This window comes from Lysinimonas soli (assembly GCF_042655435.1).
Lineage (GTDB): Bacteria > Actinomycetota > Actinomycetes > Actinomycetales > Microbacteriaceae > Lysinimonas > Lysinimonas soli.
The window spans coordinates 15,009-33,459 of record NZ_JBHSMG010000002.1 but is presented as its reverse complement, the minus strand read 5'-3'; the positions used below and the strand labels follow the sequence as shown (position 1 = coordinate 33,459).

Annotated in this window: 21 protein-coding genes; 14 read left to right on the top strand and 7 right to left on the bottom strand. The window is 67.7% G+C overall.

Annotation, left to right across the window (positions count from 1 at the left end; all coding sequences use genetic code 11):
* Positions 1–17: 17 nt before the first annotated feature.
* The 3 genes from ACFPJ4_RS07715 to ACFPJ4_RS07705 are packed head-to-tail and all read left to right on the top strand — an operon-like array spanning position 18 to position 1,958.
* A complete protein-coding gene (locus ACFPJ4_RS07715; protein ID WP_386739825.1) occupies positions 18–1,037 on the top strand; it encodes a BON domain-containing protein in 1,020 nt (339 codons plus the stop codon).
* Positions 1,034–1,462 carry a pyridoxamine 5'-phosphate oxidase family protein gene (locus tag ACFPJ4_RS07710; RefSeq protein ID WP_386739824.1) on the top strand — a complete coding sequence of 143 codons (429 nt, stop codon included), beginning with the start codon at positions 1,034–1,036 and terminating at the stop codon, positions 1,460–1,462. Before ACFPJ4_RS07715 ends, ACFPJ4_RS07710 begins: the two co-directional genes overlap by 4 nt.
* Positions 1,452–1,958, top strand: coding sequence for a pyridoxamine 5'-phosphate oxidase family protein (locus tag ACFPJ4_RS07705; protein WP_386739823.1), 507 nt, complete (start codon positions 1,452–1,454; stop codon positions 1,956–1,958). The genes ACFPJ4_RS07710 and ACFPJ4_RS07705 overlap by 11 nt, the downstream gene beginning before the upstream one ends.
* A gap of 16 nt (positions 1,959–1,974) precedes the next feature.
* Here the strand turns inward: ACFPJ4_RS07705 and mgtA are convergent, their stop codons facing one another.
* Both mgtA and ACFPJ4_RS07695 read right to left on the bottom strand, forming a co-directional pair.
* On the bottom strand, positions 1,975–4,602 hold the full coding sequence (mgtA, locus tag ACFPJ4_RS07700; RefSeq protein WP_386739822.1) for a magnesium-translocating P-type ATPase: 2,628 nt from the start codon (positions 4,600–4,602) through the stop codon (positions 1,975–1,977).
* A gap of 10 nt (positions 4,603–4,612) precedes the next feature.
* Positions 4,613–5,050, bottom strand: a complete 438-nt coding sequence (locus ACFPJ4_RS07695; protein ID WP_386739821.1) for a hypothetical protein — start codon at positions 5,048–5,050, stop codon at positions 4,613–4,615.
* A gap of 166 nt (positions 5,051–5,216) precedes the next feature.
* Here ACFPJ4_RS07695 and ACFPJ4_RS07690 point away from each other — a divergent pair, with 166 nt between their 5' ends.
* From ACFPJ4_RS07690 to ACFPJ4_RS07680, 3 genes are all read left to right on the top strand, one after another.
* A complete protein-coding gene (locus tag ACFPJ4_RS07690) occupies positions 5,217–6,026 on the top strand; it encodes an SDR family NAD(P)-dependent oxidoreductase (protein ID WP_386739820.1) in 810 nt (269 codons plus the stop codon).
* An 84-nt stretch (positions 6,027–6,110) separates the two neighbouring features.
* The gene (locus ACFPJ4_RS07685; RefSeq protein WP_386739819.1) at positions 6,111–6,893 is read left to right on the top strand and encodes a CoA transferase subunit A; all 783 of its coding nucleotides are present in this window, start codon (positions 6,111–6,113) and stop codon (positions 6,891–6,893) included.
* Positions 6,893–7,531, top strand: a complete 639-nt coding sequence (locus tag ACFPJ4_RS07680; RefSeq protein WP_386739818.1) for a CoA transferase subunit B — start codon at positions 6,893–6,895, stop codon at positions 7,529–7,531. Before ACFPJ4_RS07685 ends, ACFPJ4_RS07680 begins: the two co-directional genes overlap by 1 nt.
* 92 nt (positions 7,532–7,623) lie before the next feature.
* Here the strand turns inward: ACFPJ4_RS07680 and ACFPJ4_RS07675 are convergent, their stop codons facing one another.
* Positions 7,624–9,312 (bottom strand): amidase, encoded by a 1,689-nt coding sequence (locus ACFPJ4_RS07675; protein WP_386739817.1) that lies wholly within the window; start codon positions 9,310–9,312, stop codon positions 7,624–7,626.
* Positions 9,309–10,319 carry an agmatine deiminase family protein gene (locus ACFPJ4_RS07670; RefSeq protein ID WP_386739816.1) on the bottom strand — a complete coding sequence of 337 codons (1,011 nt, stop codon included), beginning with the start codon at positions 10,317–10,319 and terminating at the stop codon, positions 9,309–9,311. Before ACFPJ4_RS07670 ends, ACFPJ4_RS07675 begins: the two co-directional genes overlap by 4 nt.
* Before the next feature lie 63 nt (positions 10,320–10,382).
* Here ACFPJ4_RS07670 and ACFPJ4_RS07665 point away from each other — a divergent pair, with 63 nt between their 5' ends.
* Positions 10,383–10,979, top strand: a complete 597-nt coding sequence (locus ACFPJ4_RS07665; RefSeq protein WP_386739815.1) for a TetR/AcrR family transcriptional regulator — start codon at positions 10,383–10,385, stop codon at positions 10,977–10,979.
* 87 nt (positions 10,980–11,066) lie between these two features.
* On the opposite strand, the gene ACFPJ4_RS07660 is transcribed toward ACFPJ4_RS07665, so the two are convergent.
* The 3 genes from ACFPJ4_RS07660 to ACFPJ4_RS07650 form a co-directional block, all read right to left on the bottom strand.
* Positions 11,067–11,495 (bottom strand): VOC family protein, encoded by a 429-nt coding sequence (locus ACFPJ4_RS07660; RefSeq protein ID WP_386739814.1) that lies wholly within the window; start codon positions 11,493–11,495, stop codon positions 11,067–11,069.
* A gap of 63 nt (positions 11,496–11,558) precedes the next feature.
* The gene (locus tag ACFPJ4_RS07655; protein ID WP_386739813.1) at positions 11,559–11,681 is read right to left on the bottom strand and encodes a hypothetical protein; all 123 of its coding nucleotides are present in this window, start codon (positions 11,679–11,681) and stop codon (positions 11,559–11,561) included.
* Positions 11,682–12,005: 324 nt separating this feature from the next.
* A complete protein-coding gene (locus tag ACFPJ4_RS07650) occupies positions 12,006–12,707 on the bottom strand; it encodes an alpha/beta fold hydrolase (protein WP_386739812.1) in 702 nt (233 codons plus the stop codon).
* Positions 12,708–12,896: 189 nt separating this feature from the next.
* Here ACFPJ4_RS07650 and ACFPJ4_RS07645 point away from each other — a divergent pair, with 189 nt between their 5' ends.
* The 7 genes from ACFPJ4_RS07645 to ACFPJ4_RS07615 all read left to right on the top strand — a co-directional run bounded on the left by ACFPJ4_RS07645 (position 12,897) and on the right by ACFPJ4_RS07615 (position 18,399).
* The gene (locus ACFPJ4_RS07645; RefSeq protein WP_386739811.1) at positions 12,897–13,229 is read left to right on the top strand and encodes a hypothetical protein; all 333 of its coding nucleotides are present in this window, start codon (positions 12,897–12,899) and stop codon (positions 13,227–13,229) included.
* 158 nt (positions 13,230–13,387) lie between these two features.
* Entirely contained in the window at positions 13,388–14,248 is an 861-nt protein-coding gene (locus tag ACFPJ4_RS07640; protein WP_386739810.1) for a GIY-YIG nuclease family protein, read from the top strand.
* Between the two features lie 125 nt (positions 14,249–14,373).
* Positions 14,374–15,003: a hypothetical protein gene (locus tag ACFPJ4_RS07635; protein ID WP_386739809.1), complete on the top strand. Its 630-nt coding sequence runs from the start codon at positions 14,374–14,376 to the stop codon at positions 15,001–15,003.
* Positions 15,004–15,078: 75 nt separating this feature from the next.
* Entirely contained in the window at positions 15,079–15,291 is a 213-nt protein-coding gene (locus tag ACFPJ4_RS07630) for a hypothetical protein (protein ID WP_386739808.1), read from the top strand.
* 196 nt (positions 15,292–15,487) lie between these two features.
* Complete coding sequence (locus tag ACFPJ4_RS07625; protein WP_386739807.1) at positions 15,488–16,096, top strand: hypothetical protein; 609 nt, start codon at positions 15,488–15,490, stop codon at positions 16,094–16,096.
* A 648-nt stretch (positions 16,097–16,744) separates the two neighbouring features.
* Entirely contained in the window at positions 16,745–16,984 is a 240-nt protein-coding gene (locus ACFPJ4_RS07620; protein ID WP_386739806.1) for a hypothetical protein, read from the top strand.
* A 302-nt stretch (positions 16,985–17,286) separates the two neighbouring features.
* Positions 17,287–18,399 (top strand): tyrosine-type recombinase/integrase, encoded by a 1,113-nt coding sequence (locus ACFPJ4_RS07615; RefSeq protein ID WP_386739805.1) that lies wholly within the window; start codon positions 17,287–17,289, stop codon positions 18,397–18,399.
* Positions 18,400–18,451: the final 52 nt, after the last annotated feature.

Genomic DNA, 18,451 nt, shown 5'->3' with positions numbered 1-18,451 from the left:
GGCGGCCGGGAGGCGTCATGGAACACGTCATGGTGGCCATCCGGCCGGGGCAGGGTCCCGGGGCGCTCGCCTGGGCGCTCGACTACGCGCGCGCAACGCCCTCCGCCCTCGAGGTGATCGCCTCGGGGCTGGAGTCGAGGGATCCGCGGGCGCTCCTGCTCGTCGCGGGAGAGCAGCTGCGCGCCGCCCACGCCGCGGTTCCCTGCGCGATGCGTCCCGTCAGCTCCTCGCTCGCGCAGGCGCTCGCGGAGTCGCGATCGATCGACCTGTTCGTGGTCGGCTCGAGCGGTGCGGCGGCGAAGGGCGGCCGCCTCCCCCGGGCCGAGGCGTTCGCGCTGCTGCGCGCCGCGGCCGCGGCCCCGTGCCCCACCGTCATCGTGCCCGGGTCGTGGACCCCGGCTGACGATCGTGCGCATGTCGTGCCCTGGACGCCCGGGGAACGAGGCGAGACACGGGAGCTGCTCGACGAGGTGCGCCGCGGAGCTCACCCGATCCGCGTCGTGCCGACCTCGTTCGCTCCGCCCGCGCTCAGGGGACTTTCGGCCCTGGGCGCGCGCAATGGACGCCGCGACGATGGGCCCATGACCGCACACGAAGACCGGGCTCTCGAGCTCCGTATCCGCAGCGCCCTCGACGAGTCCGTGGATCTCGACGCCCTGGCCGTCGAAGTCGAGGCCTCCGACGGTTCGATCCGCCTCAGCGGCGAGGTCGGCAGCTTCGCGGAGCGGCTCGAAGCGGTCGAGCTCGCCGCGGGCGTGGTCGGCCCCGACCAGATCAAGAACGACATCACGGTGCGCGCGACGGGCGAGGGGTGGCGGATCCCCGATCACGAGGTCGCCGAAAAGGTCCGCAACGCGGTCGCCTCGGCGATCGGCGACGACGGCGAGGTGGAGGTGGAGGTGGAGGGGCACGTCGTCCGCCTCCACGGTCATGTGCCGTCCCCCACCGTCCGCGCCCAGGCCCGGCACGCCGCCGCCTCGGTCGCGGGTGTGGATTTCGTCGAGATCGACGTCAACATCGGCGACGTGGCGACGTGACCGTCTCCGAGGATGGCGCGGTCGAACTCGCCCCGAGCGAGTGCCGCACACTGATCGCGGGCGGCGACTTCGGGCGCCTCGCCATACGCAGCTCCGACGGGGTCGACATCTTCCCGGTCAACTTCGTGATGCACGACGACGCGTTGTACTTCCGGAGCGGCCCCGGATCGAAGATGGTCGACCTGACCAGTGATCCGCGGGTGGCGTTCGAGGTCGACGAGCGATCCGACACGAGCGCCTGGAGCGTCGTCGTGCACGGACACGCGATGCGTCTGAACTCGGATGCCGATATCGAGGCCTCGACGGTCCTCGCGCTGCGCGCCTGGGATCCCAGCGACAAGTTCAACTACGTGCGCCTCGAGATCGACACGATCACGGGTCGCCGCGTCCGGCTGCCGGAGCGGAAGGTCGATCGTGTCAGCTGACGAGCGCACCCGACCGGGCCTTGCCCCCCTCAGCGACGAGCAGGCCCACCGGTTGTTGCGCAGCCACGAGCTCGGCCGACTGGCGGTCCGGTCGGAATCCGGGGTGGACGTCTTCCCCGTCAACTACCTGATGCACGGCAACGCGCTCTACTTCCGCACGACGCCGGGCTCCAAGCTCGAGAGCATCACCCGGCATCCGGAGGTCGCCTTCGAGATCGACGGCGGCTGGGGCCGCCGCGTCTGGAGTGTCGTCGTGCGGGGGGAGGCGGCGCGCGTGTTCGACGACGACGAGGTGGTGCGCTCGGGGATCGCCTGGTTCCGTCCCCGGCTGCAGGGGGAGCGCTACGAGTTCGTGCGCATCACCCCGCACAGCCTGAGCGGTCGGCGGTCGGTCGCGATCCCCCGGGTCTGGACTACCGGGTCGATCCTGCTCGCCGGGCTGCTCGTGGCCGTCGCGGTCGGGGTCACGGCCCTGGTCTTCGAGCTCTGGCACTGAGGCCGGCGCCCCGCGCTCAGCGGGCGAACGGTCCGATCGCCCGGCGGAGTCTGCCCAACCGCGGATGCGGCGGCTTGCGGCGGCCTTCCTCCCGGAAGAACAGGAACTTGGCGAGGTCGGCGATCACCAGGTAGGCGACGACCACGCCGGCGATGGCCAGCAGCAGTCCGGCATCCGGGGTCTCGAACCCGAGAACGGGGCCGAGCGGCGAGTACGGCAAGGCGATCGCGATCGCGACGACCGCGAGCAGGGCGGCGAGCAGGGCGATGCCCGGGCGGCTGCGGACGAAGGGGTAGCGCCGAGTGCGGATGACGAGCACCACGAGGGTCTGGCTCACGAGCGACTCGATGAACCATCCGGTGCGGAACTGGGTCGCGCCGGCGTGGAACGCCCCGGTCAGCAGCGCGAAGGTCGCGAGGTCGAAGATCGAGCTGAGCGGGCCGAAGACCAGCATGAAGCGTCCGATCGCGCCGATGTCCCAATGGGCGGGCGCCCGCACCGCCGTCGAGTCGACGCGGTCGGACGAGATGGTGAGCTGGCTCGCGTCGTAGAGCAGATTGCCGAGCAGGATCTGACCCGGCAGCATCGGCAGGAAGGGCAGGAACGCCGAGGCCACCGCGGCACTGATCATGTTGCCGAAGTTGCCGGAGGCAGCCATGAACACGTACTTGAGCGTGTTGGCGAAGATCCGGCGGCCCTCGGCGACGCCGTCGGCGATCACGTCGAGGCTCTTCTCGAGCAGCACGATGTCGGCGGCATCCTTGGCCACGTCCGTCGCGGTGTCGACCGAGATGCCGACGTCGGCACTGTGCAGGGCGAGGCTGTCGTTGACGCCGTCCCCCAGGAAGCCGGTGGTCTGACCGGCCGCCCGCAGCACGCTCACGACGCGCTCCTTCTGCTCGGGGCTGACCCGGGCCACGATGCTGCTGTCGTCCAGGGCGGCGGCGAGCTGCCGGTCATCCAGCGCGTCGATCTGCTCCCCCGTGAGGGGTGTGCCGACCTCCATCCCGAGCGAGCGGGCGACCTCGGACGCGACGGCGGGGTGGTCGCCGGTGGCGATCACGAGCCGGATGCCGAGTTCCGACAGCCGCTGCAACGATGCCCGGGCCTCGGCGCGCGGCGGGTCGTTGAACACGAGGAAGCCGCGCAGCCGCAGGCCGGACTCGTCGCCCGACTCGAGCGCCGTCGCGCCTGGCATCGCCTTGCTCGCCACCGCGATGAGTCGCCCCCCGCGGTCGAGCTCGCGCTGGGCGACCGCGGCCGCCGCCGACGGGACGTCGACGCAGCGTGCGAGCACGCTCTCGGGGGCGCCCTTGGTGATCAGCGTGGGGCCGTCCGACAGCGCGACGAGGGCGCTTGCCATCCGGCGCTCGTGATCGAAGGGCAGATCGGCGAGCACCGAGCTGGGCGTGCCGGGCGCGGCGCCGGTCACTGGGCCGGCCGCCGCCACGAGCGCCGCGTCGAGCGCGTCGGTGGTGCCGCTTCCCGCGCCGGCATCCGTCACGGTCCGGGCGGCGAGACCCACCAGCTCGGGGGCATCGGCTCCCGCCGGGTCGAGGCCGTGCTCGAACGTCATCGAGCCGATCGTGAGCGTGCCGGTCTTGTCGGTGATGAGCACCTGGATGTTGCCGAGGTCTTCGATGCAGACCAGGCGCTTCACGAGCACCTTGTGCTTGGCGAGCCGGCGCGCGCCCGCCGCCAGCGAGGTGTTGACGACCGCCGGCAGCAGCTGCGGCGTCACGCCGACGGCGATCGCCAGCGCGAAGAGCACCGACTCGATGAACGGGCGCCCGAGCAGCACCCCCGTGAACAGCACGATCGCGACGAGGGCGACCGCGACCCAGACCAGCAGCAGCGAGAACCGCCGCAGCCCGAGCTGGAACGAGGTCTCGGGCATCCGGCGGTCGAGGCCGGCGGCGAGCCGCCCGATCTCCGTGGCTTCGCCGGTCGCGACGGCGACTCCGGTGGCCGACCCGGCGCGCACGATCGTGCCCATGAAGGCCATGCTGTCCAGGTCCGACACGGCGGTGCCGGTGACCGGGGCGATGGACTTGTCGCTCGGCAGCGACTCCCCGCTCAGCATGCTCTCGTCGCAGCTGAGCCCGCTCACGGTGAGAAGGCGCAGGTCGGCCGGGACGCGGCATCCGAGAGAGAGCTCGACGATGTCGCCCGGCACCACGTCGGTCACGGGAACCGACACCGACGTCCCGTCGCGCACCACGACGGCCGAATGGGTCAGGGAGTCCTGCAGCCGGGCCGTCGCCCGCTCCGCGGCGTATTCGTTGGCGAAGCCCAGCACGATGCTGGCGAGCAGGATCACGCTGATGATGACCGCGTCGGTGAGGTCGCCCAGGAGGCCGGCCACGATCGCCGTGCCGAGCAGGAGCAGCAGCACCGTGTTGCGGAACTGCCGGCCCAGCACGGCGAGCGCGTTGGCCCGGTGCGGTGGGATCGCGTTCGCGCCCGCCGACGCCCGATGGGCGGTGACCTCGTCGCCGGTCAACCCGGTCGAGCGCGTCCCCAGCTGCGCGACCGCGTCGGAGCCCGTCCTCGCCGCCCAGGCCGCCGATGCCGTGGCAGCGGCAGGCGGCGCCTCCGCCGAGCGCTCGGCGGTGTGCCTGGTCGTCGGGGAGGGGGCTGCCACGAGACGGCGGCTAGACCGCGGCGCGGGTGCGACGCGCCAGCGCCCCGCGGATCGACAGCCAGATCGTGATGCCGAAGACGACGAAGGCGAGCGGCACGTGCACGCCGATCCAGCCATCCTGCTTGCCCTCCGTGATGAGGTGGCCGATCGCGATCTGCACGACCAGCAGCACGAACAGCACCACGCTCGCCCAGGCGGCGGCAGCCTCGGTGCGGCGCACCGCGACGAGGCCGACGATGGCGGTCGCGAGGGCGACGAGCAGGGTCGCGTTGGCGACGATGTTGTGCACGTCGATCCAGCCGCCGCGGTGCTCCTGCGAGACGAACTCGCCCGCGGTGATCGCCTGCAGGAAGATCCCCAGCGTCGTCACGCCGACGAGGGCCGAGAAGACGCGCTGACCCGTGGACCGCTGGGGCGTGGTGTTCGGAACGGACTCGGTGGTGCTCATCGATACCTCAATCTGTGTTCGGCGGCGCAATCCGCGCTGCGGGCGCGCCCCACCGATCGGGCTTCTCCCGACCCCACCATTCTGCGATCATTCTGGCGTCTGCCGCGGAAGGCGAGCGGGACCATGGTCCCGGGCCGCCGAGTTCCCCGGTGCTACCGTCGCGCTCATGCAGATCGACAAGAAGGTCTTCGTGGTCACGGGTGGCGGCAACGGCATGGGTCGGGAGGTCGTGTTGGGCCTGCTTCAGCGCGGGGCCCGCGTCGCAGCGGTCGACCTCAACGAGGACGGCCTCGATGAGACGGTGCGCCTGGCCGGTGCTCCCGCGGGGCGCCTGACGACGCATCCGGTCAATGTGACCGAGCGTCGGCACGTGCTCGCGCTGCCCGAGAAGATCATCGAGGCGCACGGACAGGTCGACGGCCTGCTCAACGTCGCCGGAATCATCCAGCCGTTCGTGAAGATCCAGGACCTCGGCTTCGACGACATCGAGCGGGTGATGAACGTGAACTTCTGGGGCGTGGTGAACATGACCAAGGCCTTCCTGCCCACGCTTCTCACCCGGCCTTCGGCGGCCGTGCTCAACGTGTCGAGCATGGGCGGATTCCTGCCGGTCCCCGGCCAGGCCGCCTACGGAGCGAGCAAGGCGGCGGTCAAGCTGTTCACCGAGGCGCTCTACGCCGAGCTGAGGGGAACCGGCGTCGCGGTCACCGTCGTCTTCCCGGGCGGCGTCTCGACCAACATCACTCAGAACTCGGGGGTCACCGTTCCCAACATGGCGGCCCTGAGCGCGGGCAAGGCGCCCAAGACGACGACCCCGGCCGAAGCGGGCCGCGAGATCATCGGCGCGCTCGAGAAGGGCAGCTTCCGGTTGCGCATCGGTGGCGATGCGAAGTTCATGGACCGGATGTCGCGGCTCGCCCCGCGCCGCGCCACCGAGCTGATCGCGAACCAGATGAAGGCCCTGCTCGGCGTGTAGCACGCGGCGTGCTGGGTGCGTGGAGTCGTCGTTCTCGGGGTGTTCTAGGCTGGCTGCAGCATTCGACCCTCGAGAAGGCGCCGCATGGACAAGAGCTACGACACCGCCGTCGAGGCGGTCGCCGACATCCCCGACGGGGCCACCCTGACCGTCGGCGGCTTCGGTCTGGTCGGCGTGCCGATCGTGCTGATCCGCGCGCTTCTGCAGCAGGGCGCCCGCGAGCTCGAGGTGGTGTCGAACAACTGCGGCGTCGACGACTGGGGGCTCGGTGAGCTGCTGGCCGGGGGCCGCATCCGACGGATCATCGCGTCGTACATCGGCGAGAACAAGGAGTTCGCGCGGCAGTATCTGGGCGGCGAGGTCGAGGTCGAATTGACGCCGCAGGGCACGCTCGCCGAGCGGATGCGCGCGGGCGGCGCGGGCATCCCGGCGTTCTTCACGCCCGCCGGCGTCGGCACCGTGGTCTCGGAAGGCGGGATGCCGTGGCGCTACGCCGCGGACGGCTCGGTGTCGGTGGTCTCGCCGCCGAAAGAGACGAAGGTGTTCGACTCTCTCGGTGCCCCCCGCGAGTACGTGCTCGAGCGGGCGATCCGGGCCGACTTCGGGCTGGTGCGGGCGGCGCGGGGCGACCGGCACGGCAATCTGGTGTTCGAGCAGTCGGCCCGCAACTTCAACCCGCTCGCCGCGATGGCGGGCCGGGTCACGATCGCCGAGGTCGACGAGCTGGTCGACGCGGGCGAGCTCGACCCGGATGAGGTGCATCTGCCCGGCATCTACGTGGATCGCATCGTGCAGCTCACGCCGGAGCAGTCGGCCGAGCGCCCCATCGAGAAGACGACCGTGCGCATCCGACCGGAGGCGAACTGATGGCGTTGACCCGGGACGAGCTCGCGGCGCGGGCGGCACGCGAGTTGAAGGACGGCAGCTACGTCAACCTCGGGATCGGCCTGCCGACCCTGATCCCCAACCACCTGCCCGACGACATCACGGTCGTGCTGCACTCCGAGAACGGCGTGCTCGGCGTCGGACCGTATCCCTGGCAGGGTGAAGAGGATCCGACCCTCATCAACGCGGGCAAGGAGACGGTGACGGTGCTCAAGGGCGCCTCGTTCTTCGACTCCGCGACGAGTTTCGGGATGATCCGCGGCGGCCGCATCGCGACGGCGGTGCTCGGCGCGATGCAGGTCTCGGAGCACGGCGACATCGCCAACTGGGCCGTCCCGGGCAAGCTCATCAAGGGCATGGGCGGTGCCATGGACCTCGTCTCGGGCGCCGACCGGGTCATCGTCGTCATGGAGCACGTCGCCAAGGACGGCACGGCCAAGGTCGTCACCGACTGCACCCTCCCCCTCACGGGCCGGGCCTGCGTCGACCGGATCATCACCGACCTCTGCGTCATCGACGTCACCCCCGACGGCCTCGTGCTCGTCGAGCTCGCCCCCGGCGTCACGACCGAGGAGGTCATCGCGGTGAGCGATGCGCCGTTGACCGTTCGGCTGAGCTGAGCGGCGAAGCACCGCGGGCGAAGGCGGTTCCGGCGGGCGACCCCGCCAAGATCGACACCTGGGGGTACGCGCTCTCCGATGTCGAGCAGATGCTACAACCGGGGCGTCCGCGGCGGCGGGGTGCGCCGTGGGCGGAGCGCCTCGAAGGCCGCGCCCAGCGCAAGCAGCGCCGAGTCGTCGTAGGCGCGCCCCGCGAAGGTGAGCCCGACCGGCATCCCGATGTCGGCCATCGTCCCGAGCGGCACGGTGACGGTCGGGATGCCGAGGTGCCGGGGCACCAGGTTGCCGTTGGCGACCCAGACACCGTTCGCCCACGCCTTGACGGCCGACTGCTCGTTCACGTCCGCATCGGCCGGGCCGACATCCGCCACCGCCGGGAAGACGACCGCGTCGAGCCCGCGCTCGTCCATCCACGCCTCGAGGTCGATGCGACGGGTCTGCTCGAGCCCGCGCACTCCGTCCTCGAGCTCGGGGATGTCGGTGAGCTTCCCGAAGCCGTGCTCGCGGATGAATCCCGGATACGCGTCGATGTCGATCTCGCCGGGCACGTCGTACCGATCCTCGAGCGCACCCGGCGGCTGCGGGAAGATCGTCGCGCCATCGACGCCCGCGAGGGTCGGCAGCGCGGGGTCTCCGTTCGCTCGGAGGAAGTCCTCCCACGCCCACGCCGACAGGTCGAGCAGCTCGCGGTCGAGGAACTCCCGCGACACGAGCCCGCGGGTCGCCACGGTCGGTGCTCCTGCACGGTCGCCCTCGTAGTTGCTCACCGCCGGGAACTCGGTGTCGACCACCTCGCATCCGGCGGCCTCGAGGTCACGCCGTGCGGCCTCCCACAACGCCAGGATCGAGACGCGTGTCACGATCGGGGTTCCCATCGCGCCGCCCATGCCGCGCGTGCCGGTCCGGGCTTCGGGGTCGGCATTGATGTACATGCGCGGGATGCCGACCCGCTTCCCGGACAGCGTCGCACCGTCGGCGAGCCCCGGGTACGAGGCGGGTCGCACCGCCGAGGCGGCGGGCACCGACACCCACGGCTGCACCCGCCAGAAGTCGCCGCGTGCCTCGGTGTCGTCCGCGACGATCACGTCGAGCAGTTCCAGCAGGTCGGCCACGGTGCGCGTGTGCGGCACCACGACATCCATCGTCGGGACCAGCGGCCAGTTGCCCCGCGTCGAGATCACCCCGCGCGAGGGCGTGTAGGCGCACAGCCCGTTGTTCGATGCCGGGCCGCGGCCCGACGACCAGGTCTCCTCGCCGAGCCCGAACACCGCGTAGCTCGCCGCCGTCGCCGTTCCCGAGCCGTTCGACGAGCCGGACGCGAACGGAGCCGTCAGGTACCCCGCGTCGTACGGGCTCTCCGCCCGCCCGTAGAGCCCGCGCTGCATGCCGCCGTTCGCCATGGGCGGCATGTTCGTCAGCCCGAGGCAGATCGCCCCCGCCGCCCGCAGGCGCTCGATCGTGAACGCGTCGCGCCGGGCGATCAGCGTCGCGAACGCCGGGCTCCCGGCCGCCGCGGTCAGCCCGCGATACAGGTAACTGTCTTTGGCGGTGTACGGGATGCCGTCCAGCGGCCCGAGCGTCCGTCCGGCCGCGCGCCGCTCATCGGAGGCGCGTGCTTCGTCGAGGGCGTCCGGGTTGGACACGACGACCGCGTTGAGGTCGCCGTCGTACGCCGCGATCCGGGCGAGCGACTGCGTCACGATCTCGACGCTGGTCGTGGTGCCGGCCTCCATCGCGGAACGCAGGCCGGAGATGGTGGCCTCCACGACATCCACTGTCATGGGAACACCGCAGGCTGCTGCTGGGTGATGCAATGGACGCCGCCGCCCCGCGCGAAGAGCGGGCGCGCGTCGACGGTGACGACTTCGCGCCCCGGGTACACGGCCGAGAGGATGTCGCGCGCCCGTGCGTCGGCGATGTCCTCGCCGAAGCCGCAGGCGATCACGCCGCCGTTGACGACGAGGTGGTTGACGTAGCTCCAGTCGACGAGGCCGTCTTTGTCGTGGGTGGTCGCCGGTGCCGGCAAGTCGATGACCTCGAAGTCGGTCAGCAGCTCGCGCAGCTGTGCTGTGACCGCGTGGTCGGGGTGGCCGGAGTCGTTCTGCGTGTGCAGCAGGATCGTCCCCGGCGACGGGAACGTCGCGACGATGTCGATGTGGCCACTGGTGCCGAAGTCCTCGTAGTCGCGGGTGAGTCCACGGGGCAGCCAGACGGCACGGGTGGTGCCGATGGTGCGGGCGAGCTCGGCTTCGACCCGCTCCCGCGAGGCGTACCTGTTGCGTCGCGGGTCGAGCTGCACCGTCTCGGTGAGGAGCACGGTTCCCTCACCGTCGACGTGGATGCCGCCGCCTTCGTTGACCAGCAGCGACGTGACGACCTCGGCCCCGGCGGCCTCGCCGACGATGCGACCGTGCTTCGCCGACAGCGTCCAGTCGGCCCACTCGTGGTCACCCCAGCCGTTGAAGATCCACTGCACGGCACCGAGCACGCCGGGTCGTTCGTCGTCGAGCACGAAGGTGGGGCCGTGGTCGCGCATCCAGAACTCGTCGACCTGTGCCTCGAGGGTGTCGATGCCGGTGCCGAGCATGTTCGCGGCGCGGACCTTCTCGGTCGGGTCGACCACCATGGTCACCGGCTCGAACCTCGCGACCGCGTGGGCGACCGCAGTCCAGGCCGCGTAGCACTCCTCGCGCTCGGATTCCGTCGACCCGAGGGTCTCTCCCTCGCGTGGGAATGCCATCCAGGTGCGCTCGTGGGGTGCGGTCTCCGCCGGCATCCGCCAGGCCATGGGGTCCTCCCTGCTATTGATCTGGTGATCAATACGCGCGAGACTATCGACGGGAGGATGGCCATGTCAACGACGTCGCGCACGCGACTCGACCCATCGGAGCGCCGCGCCGCCCTCCTCTCGGCAGCCCGTGAGCTCGCCGTCTCGCAGGGTCTCGCGGCCGTCACGATGCGCGCGGTCGCCGCGCGCGCCGGCGTCACCCCCGGACTCGTGCTGCACTACGCCGGCACCATGGACGACCTGGTCGCTGACGTCTTCGGTGGCATCGTCCGCGACGAACTGGATGAGCTGGAGTCTCTCGTCGGCGGGGTGACGTCCCCAGACGCGCGCCTCGATCTGCTGCTCGACGCCCTGCTCGATGCGAGCCGCGCGACCGTCACCGCGGTGTGGGTGCAGTCCTGGGCGCTGGGCGAGTCGAACCCGTCGCTCGCCGCTCGCGTGCGATCCGAGATGGATGCGTGGCACGCTTTCATCCGCGATCTCGTCGCCGCCGTCTCGACGGTCGACGCCGACGCGGCCGCCGCCCAGATCCTCGGCATGATCGACGGCATCAACGCGCACGCGCTCGTGCGCTGGAGATCACGCGAGGAGCGGCGGCAGCTCCTGGTGCGCGCTGTTGCCGCGATGTTGAGTCCACCTTCAGACCATCAAGGGCCTTGATCGTCGGGAGGATCCCCATCGCTCAGATCGGGGTCTGTTCCAAAACCTCGCGATCGCTGCAGATGTCGGCGCGGCGTGGGCGACAACTCAGTTGCAGGGAACGGCTCCGACTGGCGTCGATCCCGTGACCTCACGATCGTCGGTCGATACTCGAGCCGGACCCTCCACAGTCGGACTTGTGACTCGCCAGTAGTAGCCGTCAGGGTCACATAGCCTGAAATCTCTTAGTCCCCAAGGCTGTCGAACTAGCGTTGTCTCAAGTTGCCACTCGCTCGCCATCCGTCGGTGCTCAACGATCACGAGTTCAACACCCACCAGGGGCCGACGGGATGCCGGATCGACGTCGTGCGGGCCAGCCGCGGCTCCCAAACGAATCTCCCCTCGCTCGAACGCGACGTAAGACGTCCCCGCGCTTCTGTCATCTCGGATGCAACGGAACGCCATCACTCGCTCGTAGAAGTCCACGGTCTTGTTCAGATCCGCGGAAAAGATTTCACAACGTAGGCGTCCGGTCACATGTCTCCTTGGGGGCCCTCGCCCACAGAGTAAACGCTCTCAATCCAGCGGGCATTTCGGTACTCAGTAGTAGCCGACGGTCTCGACGAGGCGAAGGGCCTGCGGCCGATTGTCGACGACCATGCCACGGCGATCGAGCTGGGAAAGCTGCTGCTCGAGAGTCAGGTGCGGCGTGTTGCAGTCCACCGGCGAACTTCACACATATTCGGTGGCTCCGACGGGCGTCGATCCCGTGACCTCACGATTTTCAGTCGAAGCCGGGTGCGTGACAAGACGTGCGATTGAGTGACGAGGCCCAGAAATCAAGGCGTCTTGTCACCCAATGTCACTGATGTGATCACTTGGGCACCACTGCGATTGTGGGCAAAGTGTGGGCAGAGGCCTGAAGTCGAGATGGCATGTGATGTATCAGGACATGGGTGACAGTTCTGCATCAGGACATCGGTGACACTTCCTGCATCAGGACATCGGTGACACTCGGTCTTGGCCCGTCGCGTCGTTCAGGACTGCTCAGCGCGGGATCAACGCTACGAACTCGTCGAAATGGCTAACCCAAACTGAATGAAGTGCTCCAGGCAGGTCATGCACGATCACTCCGTTCGAGCGCATGACCGCGGCGGCTTCGTCGGAGACATAATCGCTCGGCATAGCCCGAATAACGATCGTGCCGGCGGGCGGGGGCCAGGATCCGCCGGTCGCTGAAGCCGATGCGGCTGCGGTGTCAGGATCAAACGACTGAGCAGCGTCAGCCTCGATGCGGGCATCCTGCTCGTTGTAGTGCGGGTGGGTTCGGAGCAATCCATCGAACGTCCGCGCCCGCCGGTCTTGCTCATATTCTGCGCGCACTTCGTCGCGATCCCATCCACCGCGGCTCGATGTTGGCGCGTCGACGAGAACTGCATGTTCCGGTCGGAGATCCGGAAGCGCGGCGGCCAGGACGAGTCCACCAAACGAGTGGCCGATAGCAAGGGCGGGAGCCGAGCCGCCGTGCGCGGCTGCGGTCGTAACGACGGCGGCGGCCGCTCGTTCTATGGTCAGATCTGGGTCTCGGGGGGAGTGTCCGTGCCCGGGGAGGTCCATGCCCAGAACTCGGTAGCCGCGATCGACGAGCGATGGTGTCACACGCCACCAGCTGTCCGACGAGCCCATCATGCCGTGCAGCAGAACGGCAACGCGGTTACCCTGCCCCCACTCACGAACGTGCAACTCCACGAATTCACTCTCGCAGATGTCCCCCGCCGTGGCTCACAGAATGAGGGGAAGTGTCACCACCAACTGATGCGGAATGGTCACCGATCTCCTGATGCAGAACTGTCACCCATGTCTTGATACATAACAGAAGTCGAGATGGCAGGTTCTGATGGCGGTATGCCCTTTCCCCCGCCACCTAAACTGCGTTCTGTGTTCGATCGCGCCCGGCGCCTTGCCCCAAAGCTCTCGATGCAGTTCGAAGTGGGCCAGGAAGAGCCTCACCAGGTTCGCATCGATTTTGACCAGTGGGACAACCGCCTCAAGGTCCAGATCGACGGGGTGGAGGTTCTCGACAAGTACTTCGCCGCGGGGCTCCGCTTGTCCCGCGCGGTCGAGCTCAGCGTTGGTGGCCGGCACTCATTGAGGATCGAGAAGACACGGCAGCTCATCCGCGGATCATTTCGGCCGCAGTCGTTCACAATCAGCGTCGACGGTCTGGTGGTGGCACGGCAGGATTCGGCGTCCGGGAGTCTGCATCGCTGATACCGGGATCGGGGCCGGGTGGGTCAGGAGGATGGGCGGCCCGCTCTCGCCACTGTCGAGGTTGGGCGGCCTCGGTCGGGCACATCATGTCGACGGGATGCACCGCCTTGACGCCGCGTTTGCAAAAGGTCTGGTTAAGGACCGCGCTAGCCTGAGGCATGCAGATCACTTCTGATGGCGCTGCTCGTCGGGGTGTTGTCACGCTGGCGCATCTTCTCGACGCCGCCGCGGTCGAGAACCTTGCCGACGTTGTGATTGTTAGGCACACGTTTGGGCCTAAGGGTCTCTCCTCTCCCAGCTCGCTTGCCGACCCGAACTACGTGCTCGCGTACACCCGTGAACAAGGTTTTGGATCTGGGCACAAGCTGGGGATCGATCCCCCCGGCACATGGCTCATCTTCACCGCGGACAGTGGGCGTCGTGCCCGCTTCTACACCGCCTACGAAAACCGCGGCGAGGTTGCTGCCGAGCGGACGGACCTTCGCCGCTTCTTTGACCTGCACGAGACGGATCTGCTCGAAACGTTGAGAGGGCGCTTGGTGATCGAGTGGGGCAACGATCCCGTCAACTGGGCCAAGAGCGGTGCGACCGCTTCTCAATATCGGGTAGTCGAGATCGCCGACCCTGAATCGGTGCCCTTCCCAGGTTATGACCGCCTTCTGATCGACTACGACACGTTGCGCGCGGTCAGCGAAGACTCACGCTACGCAAAATGGAGAACTGCACTCGAATCTGTCAAGGGCATCTACCTCATCGCAGATTCAACTGGGCCGGGCCGCCTATATGTCGGGCAAGCGTCAGGCGAGGACGGGGTTCTCGGACGATGGAACGAGTATGCACGGAACGGGCACGGTGGCAACGTTGCACTCGGCGACGGCACGATTTTTGACCCGAGAACAGCTCACTACAGCCTCCTTCGGGTCTTCGGGCCTGCAACTCCCCTTGCCGAAATCCTTGAAGCAGAAGAACACTACAAGCTGGCCCTCCTAAGCCGAAAGCACGGCCTCAACCGGAACTAGTGGGCTGGCTGGACAACAATCGAGAGTGGCCCACTGCCTATGGCGCTTCCGCAGGGGGACCCCGGCCAGCGAGGTGGGCCCGACTAATATGCGGGAGGCATGGATGCAGCGTTAGGTTTCTCTCTATGAGCCAGACGGCGAGCCCTGTTCAGCCGGAAAGCGACGGGTGGATTGTTCCCCCTACGGCGACCACCGTCGCCCCGTCTGATCCATTTCTCGGCCTCGATGGCACCACTGTCGTTGACTTCTGGCAGTTCGCGTTGGGTGACCTGCGGATGAACAACGCTCGTGGCTATTTGGCCGAGTTCATCGTCACTCGCGCGCTCGGCGTCGCTGCGCAGCGTGTCGAGTGGGCGGAGTACGACGTTCTCTTCGACGGGATCAAGATCGAGGTCAAGAGCTCTGCCTATCTGCAATCGTGGGAACAGCCTCGACTCAGCCGGATTACTTTCACCGGCCTGAAAGGAACTCGCTACACCCCGCGCGGCGGATACGACCTGGCGGGAAAGCAGTTCAACGCCGACGTCTACGTCTTCGGCGTCCAGACCGCCCAGAACCATGCGAGCTACAACGTCCTCGACCTGACGCAATGGGCCTTCTACGTCGTCCCGCGAGCTGCGCTTGAGTCGCGCGGCTATGAATCAATCTCGCTGCCAGCGTTGGCAGAACTGACCCCGAGCGTCCAGTTAGGTGGCCTTCTCGCCGCGGTCCTCGCGGCAGCGCCAAGTGAAGCGCCAGGCGATTCGAACATCTGAACTGCTGCCCACACGCCGGGCGATGCTGCGGCTTGATCTGTGTGTCCGCGTGAGCGCCGTAGCTACGATCACCGTATGACGGTTGAGCAGGCGGATCCTCTTGCAGATCTGCTCGCTGCAGAATCAGCTCCTGTTCTGCGGTCGCGCTATCAATACGTCCTGCTGCTGGTGGGCGGTCTAGTCACCCTTGCAATGGGGGTGGTCCTGCTCCTCGTTGTGGTCCCGTGGGTCGGGAACCTCATCGCGACCCTGCTACAGAAAGCTCCCTTGCTCACAACCCCGAAGTAGGGCGCCCGTCGAGCCGTGCTGAAGCTCGCCTCGAGAAAGAACTCTTGAAGATTGGAGCGGGGATGCCGCTGACTGCCGCTGTAAAGGAAGCAGCCGCGCAGATTCTCCGCCGTGCAGGCTCCCTCATCTGTCACGAAAGTACGTCGGTACCCACCCGACCCCTTGTCGCTGACCGGGTTCAAGAGATGGTGCGCTGATGCAGAGCTATTGGTCCCGATTCGCCGGCGGTCTCGTGGTCTTTGGCGCGTTGCTGGGACTGCAGATCGTTCGCGTCACGACGAGCGGAGAGACGCCCCTTGGCGCTGTGCTCGACTTTGGGTTCGGGATCGGGGCGGTTGCCTTAGTGCTCGGATTGATTGTGCTGACCTATTGGGTGCGGTCCCGCGACTCGCGGGCCCGGCGTCGGGAGCTGATCGTCAACAGGGACCTGGTTTGGATTGGAGATGTCGAGTTAGAAGGAGGGGTCCTCCAAACTCTCGGTGGGAACGTGGCGTCGGATCGACCCAGGACTTACGGTCTTGTGGGAGCGCAAGACGGGTTCGAGCTGTGGCAGGCCGCCGGCGGTGGGGCGCCCGTCGCGACAATTCCCTTCGCTCGTATCGAGGCTGTCACGGCGCCGCTGAGCGGATCCGCGGTCGGTGCGGGGCAGTTCGAGGTGTCTTTGACGGATCCTGGGGCCGACGTGGGATTCAAGCTGACGAGCCCTGTCTTGTGGGGCCTCTATCCCGCCACCCCAAAACAAGTCGATCGAGTGGTCGGTCTCATGATCGAGCTCGTCAGTTCAGTGTCAGCCAAGCAGGAATAGGTACCTGCCCCCCGGGGTGCCGGTGTCGCGGAGACTGGTCGCCGGGTGGCTGGCCGGATGCGCGGCAATGCGCGAGACTGGGCCGTCGACTTAGAGGAGTGTCGTGCCCGCTCGTGTCTCGCTTCGTGCCGCGTCTGCGGCCGTGGCGCTCTGCGCCTTGGTCGGTCTAGTCGGTTGCGCGAGCGCAACGCCAAGCCAGGTGGAATCGCCGCGCGCGCTCGACACCAGGGCCGTGAAGGTCTGTACAGTCAGTGGATCAACGCCCCTCCCCCTTAAAGGGTCGGAGCGCGTGGTGGGAGCCCAAGACTCCAGCATTGCGTCTGCGGCGAAGATCGTTGGCTCCGAATACCGCGACGAGTTCAATCAACTCGTGACGGGTTTGGACCCCAAGACATATGTGGCCTTGTGTTTCGATCAGATTGACCCTAAGGGAGTGCCTGCCAACGGACGCCTCGTCGTAGCGCAGTTCGAAAATGCGGGTGGGAGCACCTTCGTCGGTACGTGGTGACTGGCTCCTCATGCGAGAGCGCCGGGCCGCGAAGCGGCCCTCTAGTGACCTGTCTCGAGGTTTCGCTGCGATCCGTTCGGCCCGGACGACGACGGGTAAGAGCGTAGCGCCCCTCGTTCAGTACGCCTACGATCATCGGCATGGCCCCCGTCGAAGTCAGAGCCGCGCGGTTCCTGTGGCGGCACCGCACAGTCGTTGCCGGGCTCGCTGCCTTGTGGAACGTCGCCTTCATCTGGGTCGGCCCACTGACGATTCCGGATGCGTTCTCGCCGGTCTTTCCCCGCGTGGTCGCAATCGTGGGTGCTCTCATCTTCGCAACCCTCTGCGTCATTTCCTTCGTTTACGACCGCCGCAAGGGGGCGTCCTCCCCACGAGCTTGATACTCCAGGCGTGACCGCTCGAGTCACTCTCCTTTGGTAAGTACGTCGTTCACCCCGTCGTTCGGAGCGACGGGGTGAACGACGGGGTAAGGCCCCGTTTGCCCAGTATTTGTGCGCCTGCCGGACTGGGTCCGCGTTCCAACCCCTCACACTCACCGCTGGTTCATGGGAGGGGTTGGAGCGTTCGCAGGCGCACAAATACTGGGCAAACGGGAAGAGCTGTTTTCGAGTGTCGGTGGAGGTCGATTGGGGCTGAAGTCGTCGGTCCGGCGTAGCTTTCGTTTCGAGTGGAGGCGGGGACCATGGCAACAGTCGAACCGTACGAAACCGCGGCGGGACGCCGCTACCGGGTGCGCTATCGCACGCCCGACCGAAGGCAGACCGACAAGCGCGGCTTCAAGACCAAGCGCGAGGCCGAGGATTTCCTGGCCACCGTCGAGGTATCGAAGCTTCGGGGAGACTTCGTCGACCCTGGCCGTTCTCGCATCACGGTCGCCGAGTGGGCGCCACGCTGGTACGACTCCCAACTGCAGCTGAAGGTGACCACCCTCGCCGGCTATCGCCAATCGCTCGACAAGCATGTGCTTCCTCGATGGGGTCGCTACCGCCTCACCGAGATCGGGCATTCCGACGTTCAAGCCTGGGTCAGTGGGCTCACGAAAGAGCTCGCTCCGTCGACCGTGCGACAGATATTTCTCGTGCTCAGCGGTCTCATGAAGTTCGCGATCCGCGACGGGCGGCTCGCGCGAAACCCCTGCGACAACGTCCACCTTCCCCGCGTCACGCGCAAGAGTCGTGGCTACCTCACGCACGAGCAGGTGCGAGAGCTGGCGAAGGGCTGCGGGCCTGAGTATGCGGACGTCGTGCTCTTCCTTGCCTACACTGGCGTCCGCTGGGGCGAGATGGCGGCGCTCAAGATCGGCCGCGTCGACATGCTGCGGCGACGTCTGTCGATCAGCGAGGGCGTCTCCGCCCCGCGGGGGCAGCTCGTATGGAGCACGCCCAAGTCGCATGCCAGCCGCTCTGTTCCGTTCCCGGCGTTCCTCTCGACCGCGATCGCCAAACGCTGCGAGAGGCGCGCCCGAGACGAGCTGGTGTTCATCGGCCCCGATGGTGGCGTGCTCCGCAGCAACAACTTTCGCCGCCGTCAGTTCGCCGCCTCGGTCGCCGCCTGCCGCGAGCAGGATCCCGAGTTCCCCGAGCTGACGATCCACGACCTCCGGCACACGGCGGCCAGCCTCGCGATCTCGGCTGGGGCCAACGTGAAAGCGGTCCAGCGGATGCTCGGTCACGCCTCCGCCGCGATGACACTCGATGTCTACGCTGACCTCTTCGACGACGACCTGGAATCAGTCGCGGCGGCCCTGGATCAACGAGCGACCGCCGCAGGTGTGGGCAAAGTGTGGGCAGGCTAGCCCACTCTCAGGTTCCCAAACCCCTGATCAACGCAAAAAGCCCCGGGAATCC

Excerpts from the sequence above, each read along its gene's own strand:
- ACFPJ4_RS07715 (WP_386739825.1), top strand. The coding sequence starts at position 18 with ATGGAACACGTCATGGTGGCCATCCGGCCGGGGCAGGGTCCCGGGGCG.
- ACFPJ4_RS07695 (WP_386739821.1), bottom strand. The coding sequence starts at position 5,050 with ATGAGCACCACCGAGTCCGTTCCGAACACCACGCCCCAGCGGTCCACG.
- ACFPJ4_RS07690 (WP_386739820.1), top strand. The coding sequence starts at position 5,217 with ATGCAGATCGACAAGAAGGTCTTCGTGGTCACGGGTGGCGGCAACGGC.
- ACFPJ4_RS07685 (WP_386739819.1), top strand. The coding sequence starts at position 6,111 with ATGGACAAGAGCTACGACACCGCCGTCGAGGCGGTCGCCGACATCCCC.
- ACFPJ4_RS07680 (WP_386739818.1), top strand. The coding sequence starts at position 6,893 with ATGGCGTTGACCCGGGACGAGCTCGCGGCGCGGGCGGCACGCGAGTTG.
- ACFPJ4_RS07675 (WP_386739817.1), bottom strand. The coding sequence starts at position 9,312 with ATGACAGTGGATGTCGTGGAGGCCACCATCTCCGGCCTGCGTTCCGCG.
- ACFPJ4_RS07670 (WP_386739816.1), bottom strand. The coding sequence starts at position 10,319 with ATGGCCTGGCGGATGCCGGCGGAGACCGCACCCCACGAGCGCACCTGG.
- ACFPJ4_RS07665 (WP_386739815.1), top strand. The coding sequence starts at position 10,383 with ATGTCAACGACGTCGCGCACGCGACTCGACCCATCGGAGCGCCGCGCC.
- ACFPJ4_RS07640 (WP_386739810.1), top strand. The coding sequence starts at position 13,388 with ATGCAGATCACTTCTGATGGCGCTGCTCGTCGGGGTGTTGTCACGCTG.
- ACFPJ4_RS07635 (WP_386739809.1), top strand. The coding sequence starts at position 14,374 with ATGAGCCAGACGGCGAGCCCTGTTCAGCCGGAAAGCGACGGGTGGATT.
- ACFPJ4_RS07630 (WP_386739808.1), top strand. The coding sequence starts at position 15,079 with ATGACGGTTGAGCAGGCGGATCCTCTTGCAGATCTGCTCGCTGCAGAA.
- ACFPJ4_RS07625 (WP_386739807.1), top strand. The coding sequence starts at position 15,488 with ATGCAGAGCTATTGGTCCCGATTCGCCGGCGGTCTCGTGGTCTTTGGC.
- ACFPJ4_RS07620 (WP_386739806.1), top strand. The coding sequence starts at position 16,745 with ATGGCCCCCGTCGAAGTCAGAGCCGCGCGGTTCCTGTGGCGGCACCGC.
- ACFPJ4_RS07615 (WP_386739805.1), top strand. The coding sequence starts at position 17,287 with ATGGCAACAGTCGAACCGTACGAAACCGCGGCGGGACGCCGCTACCGG.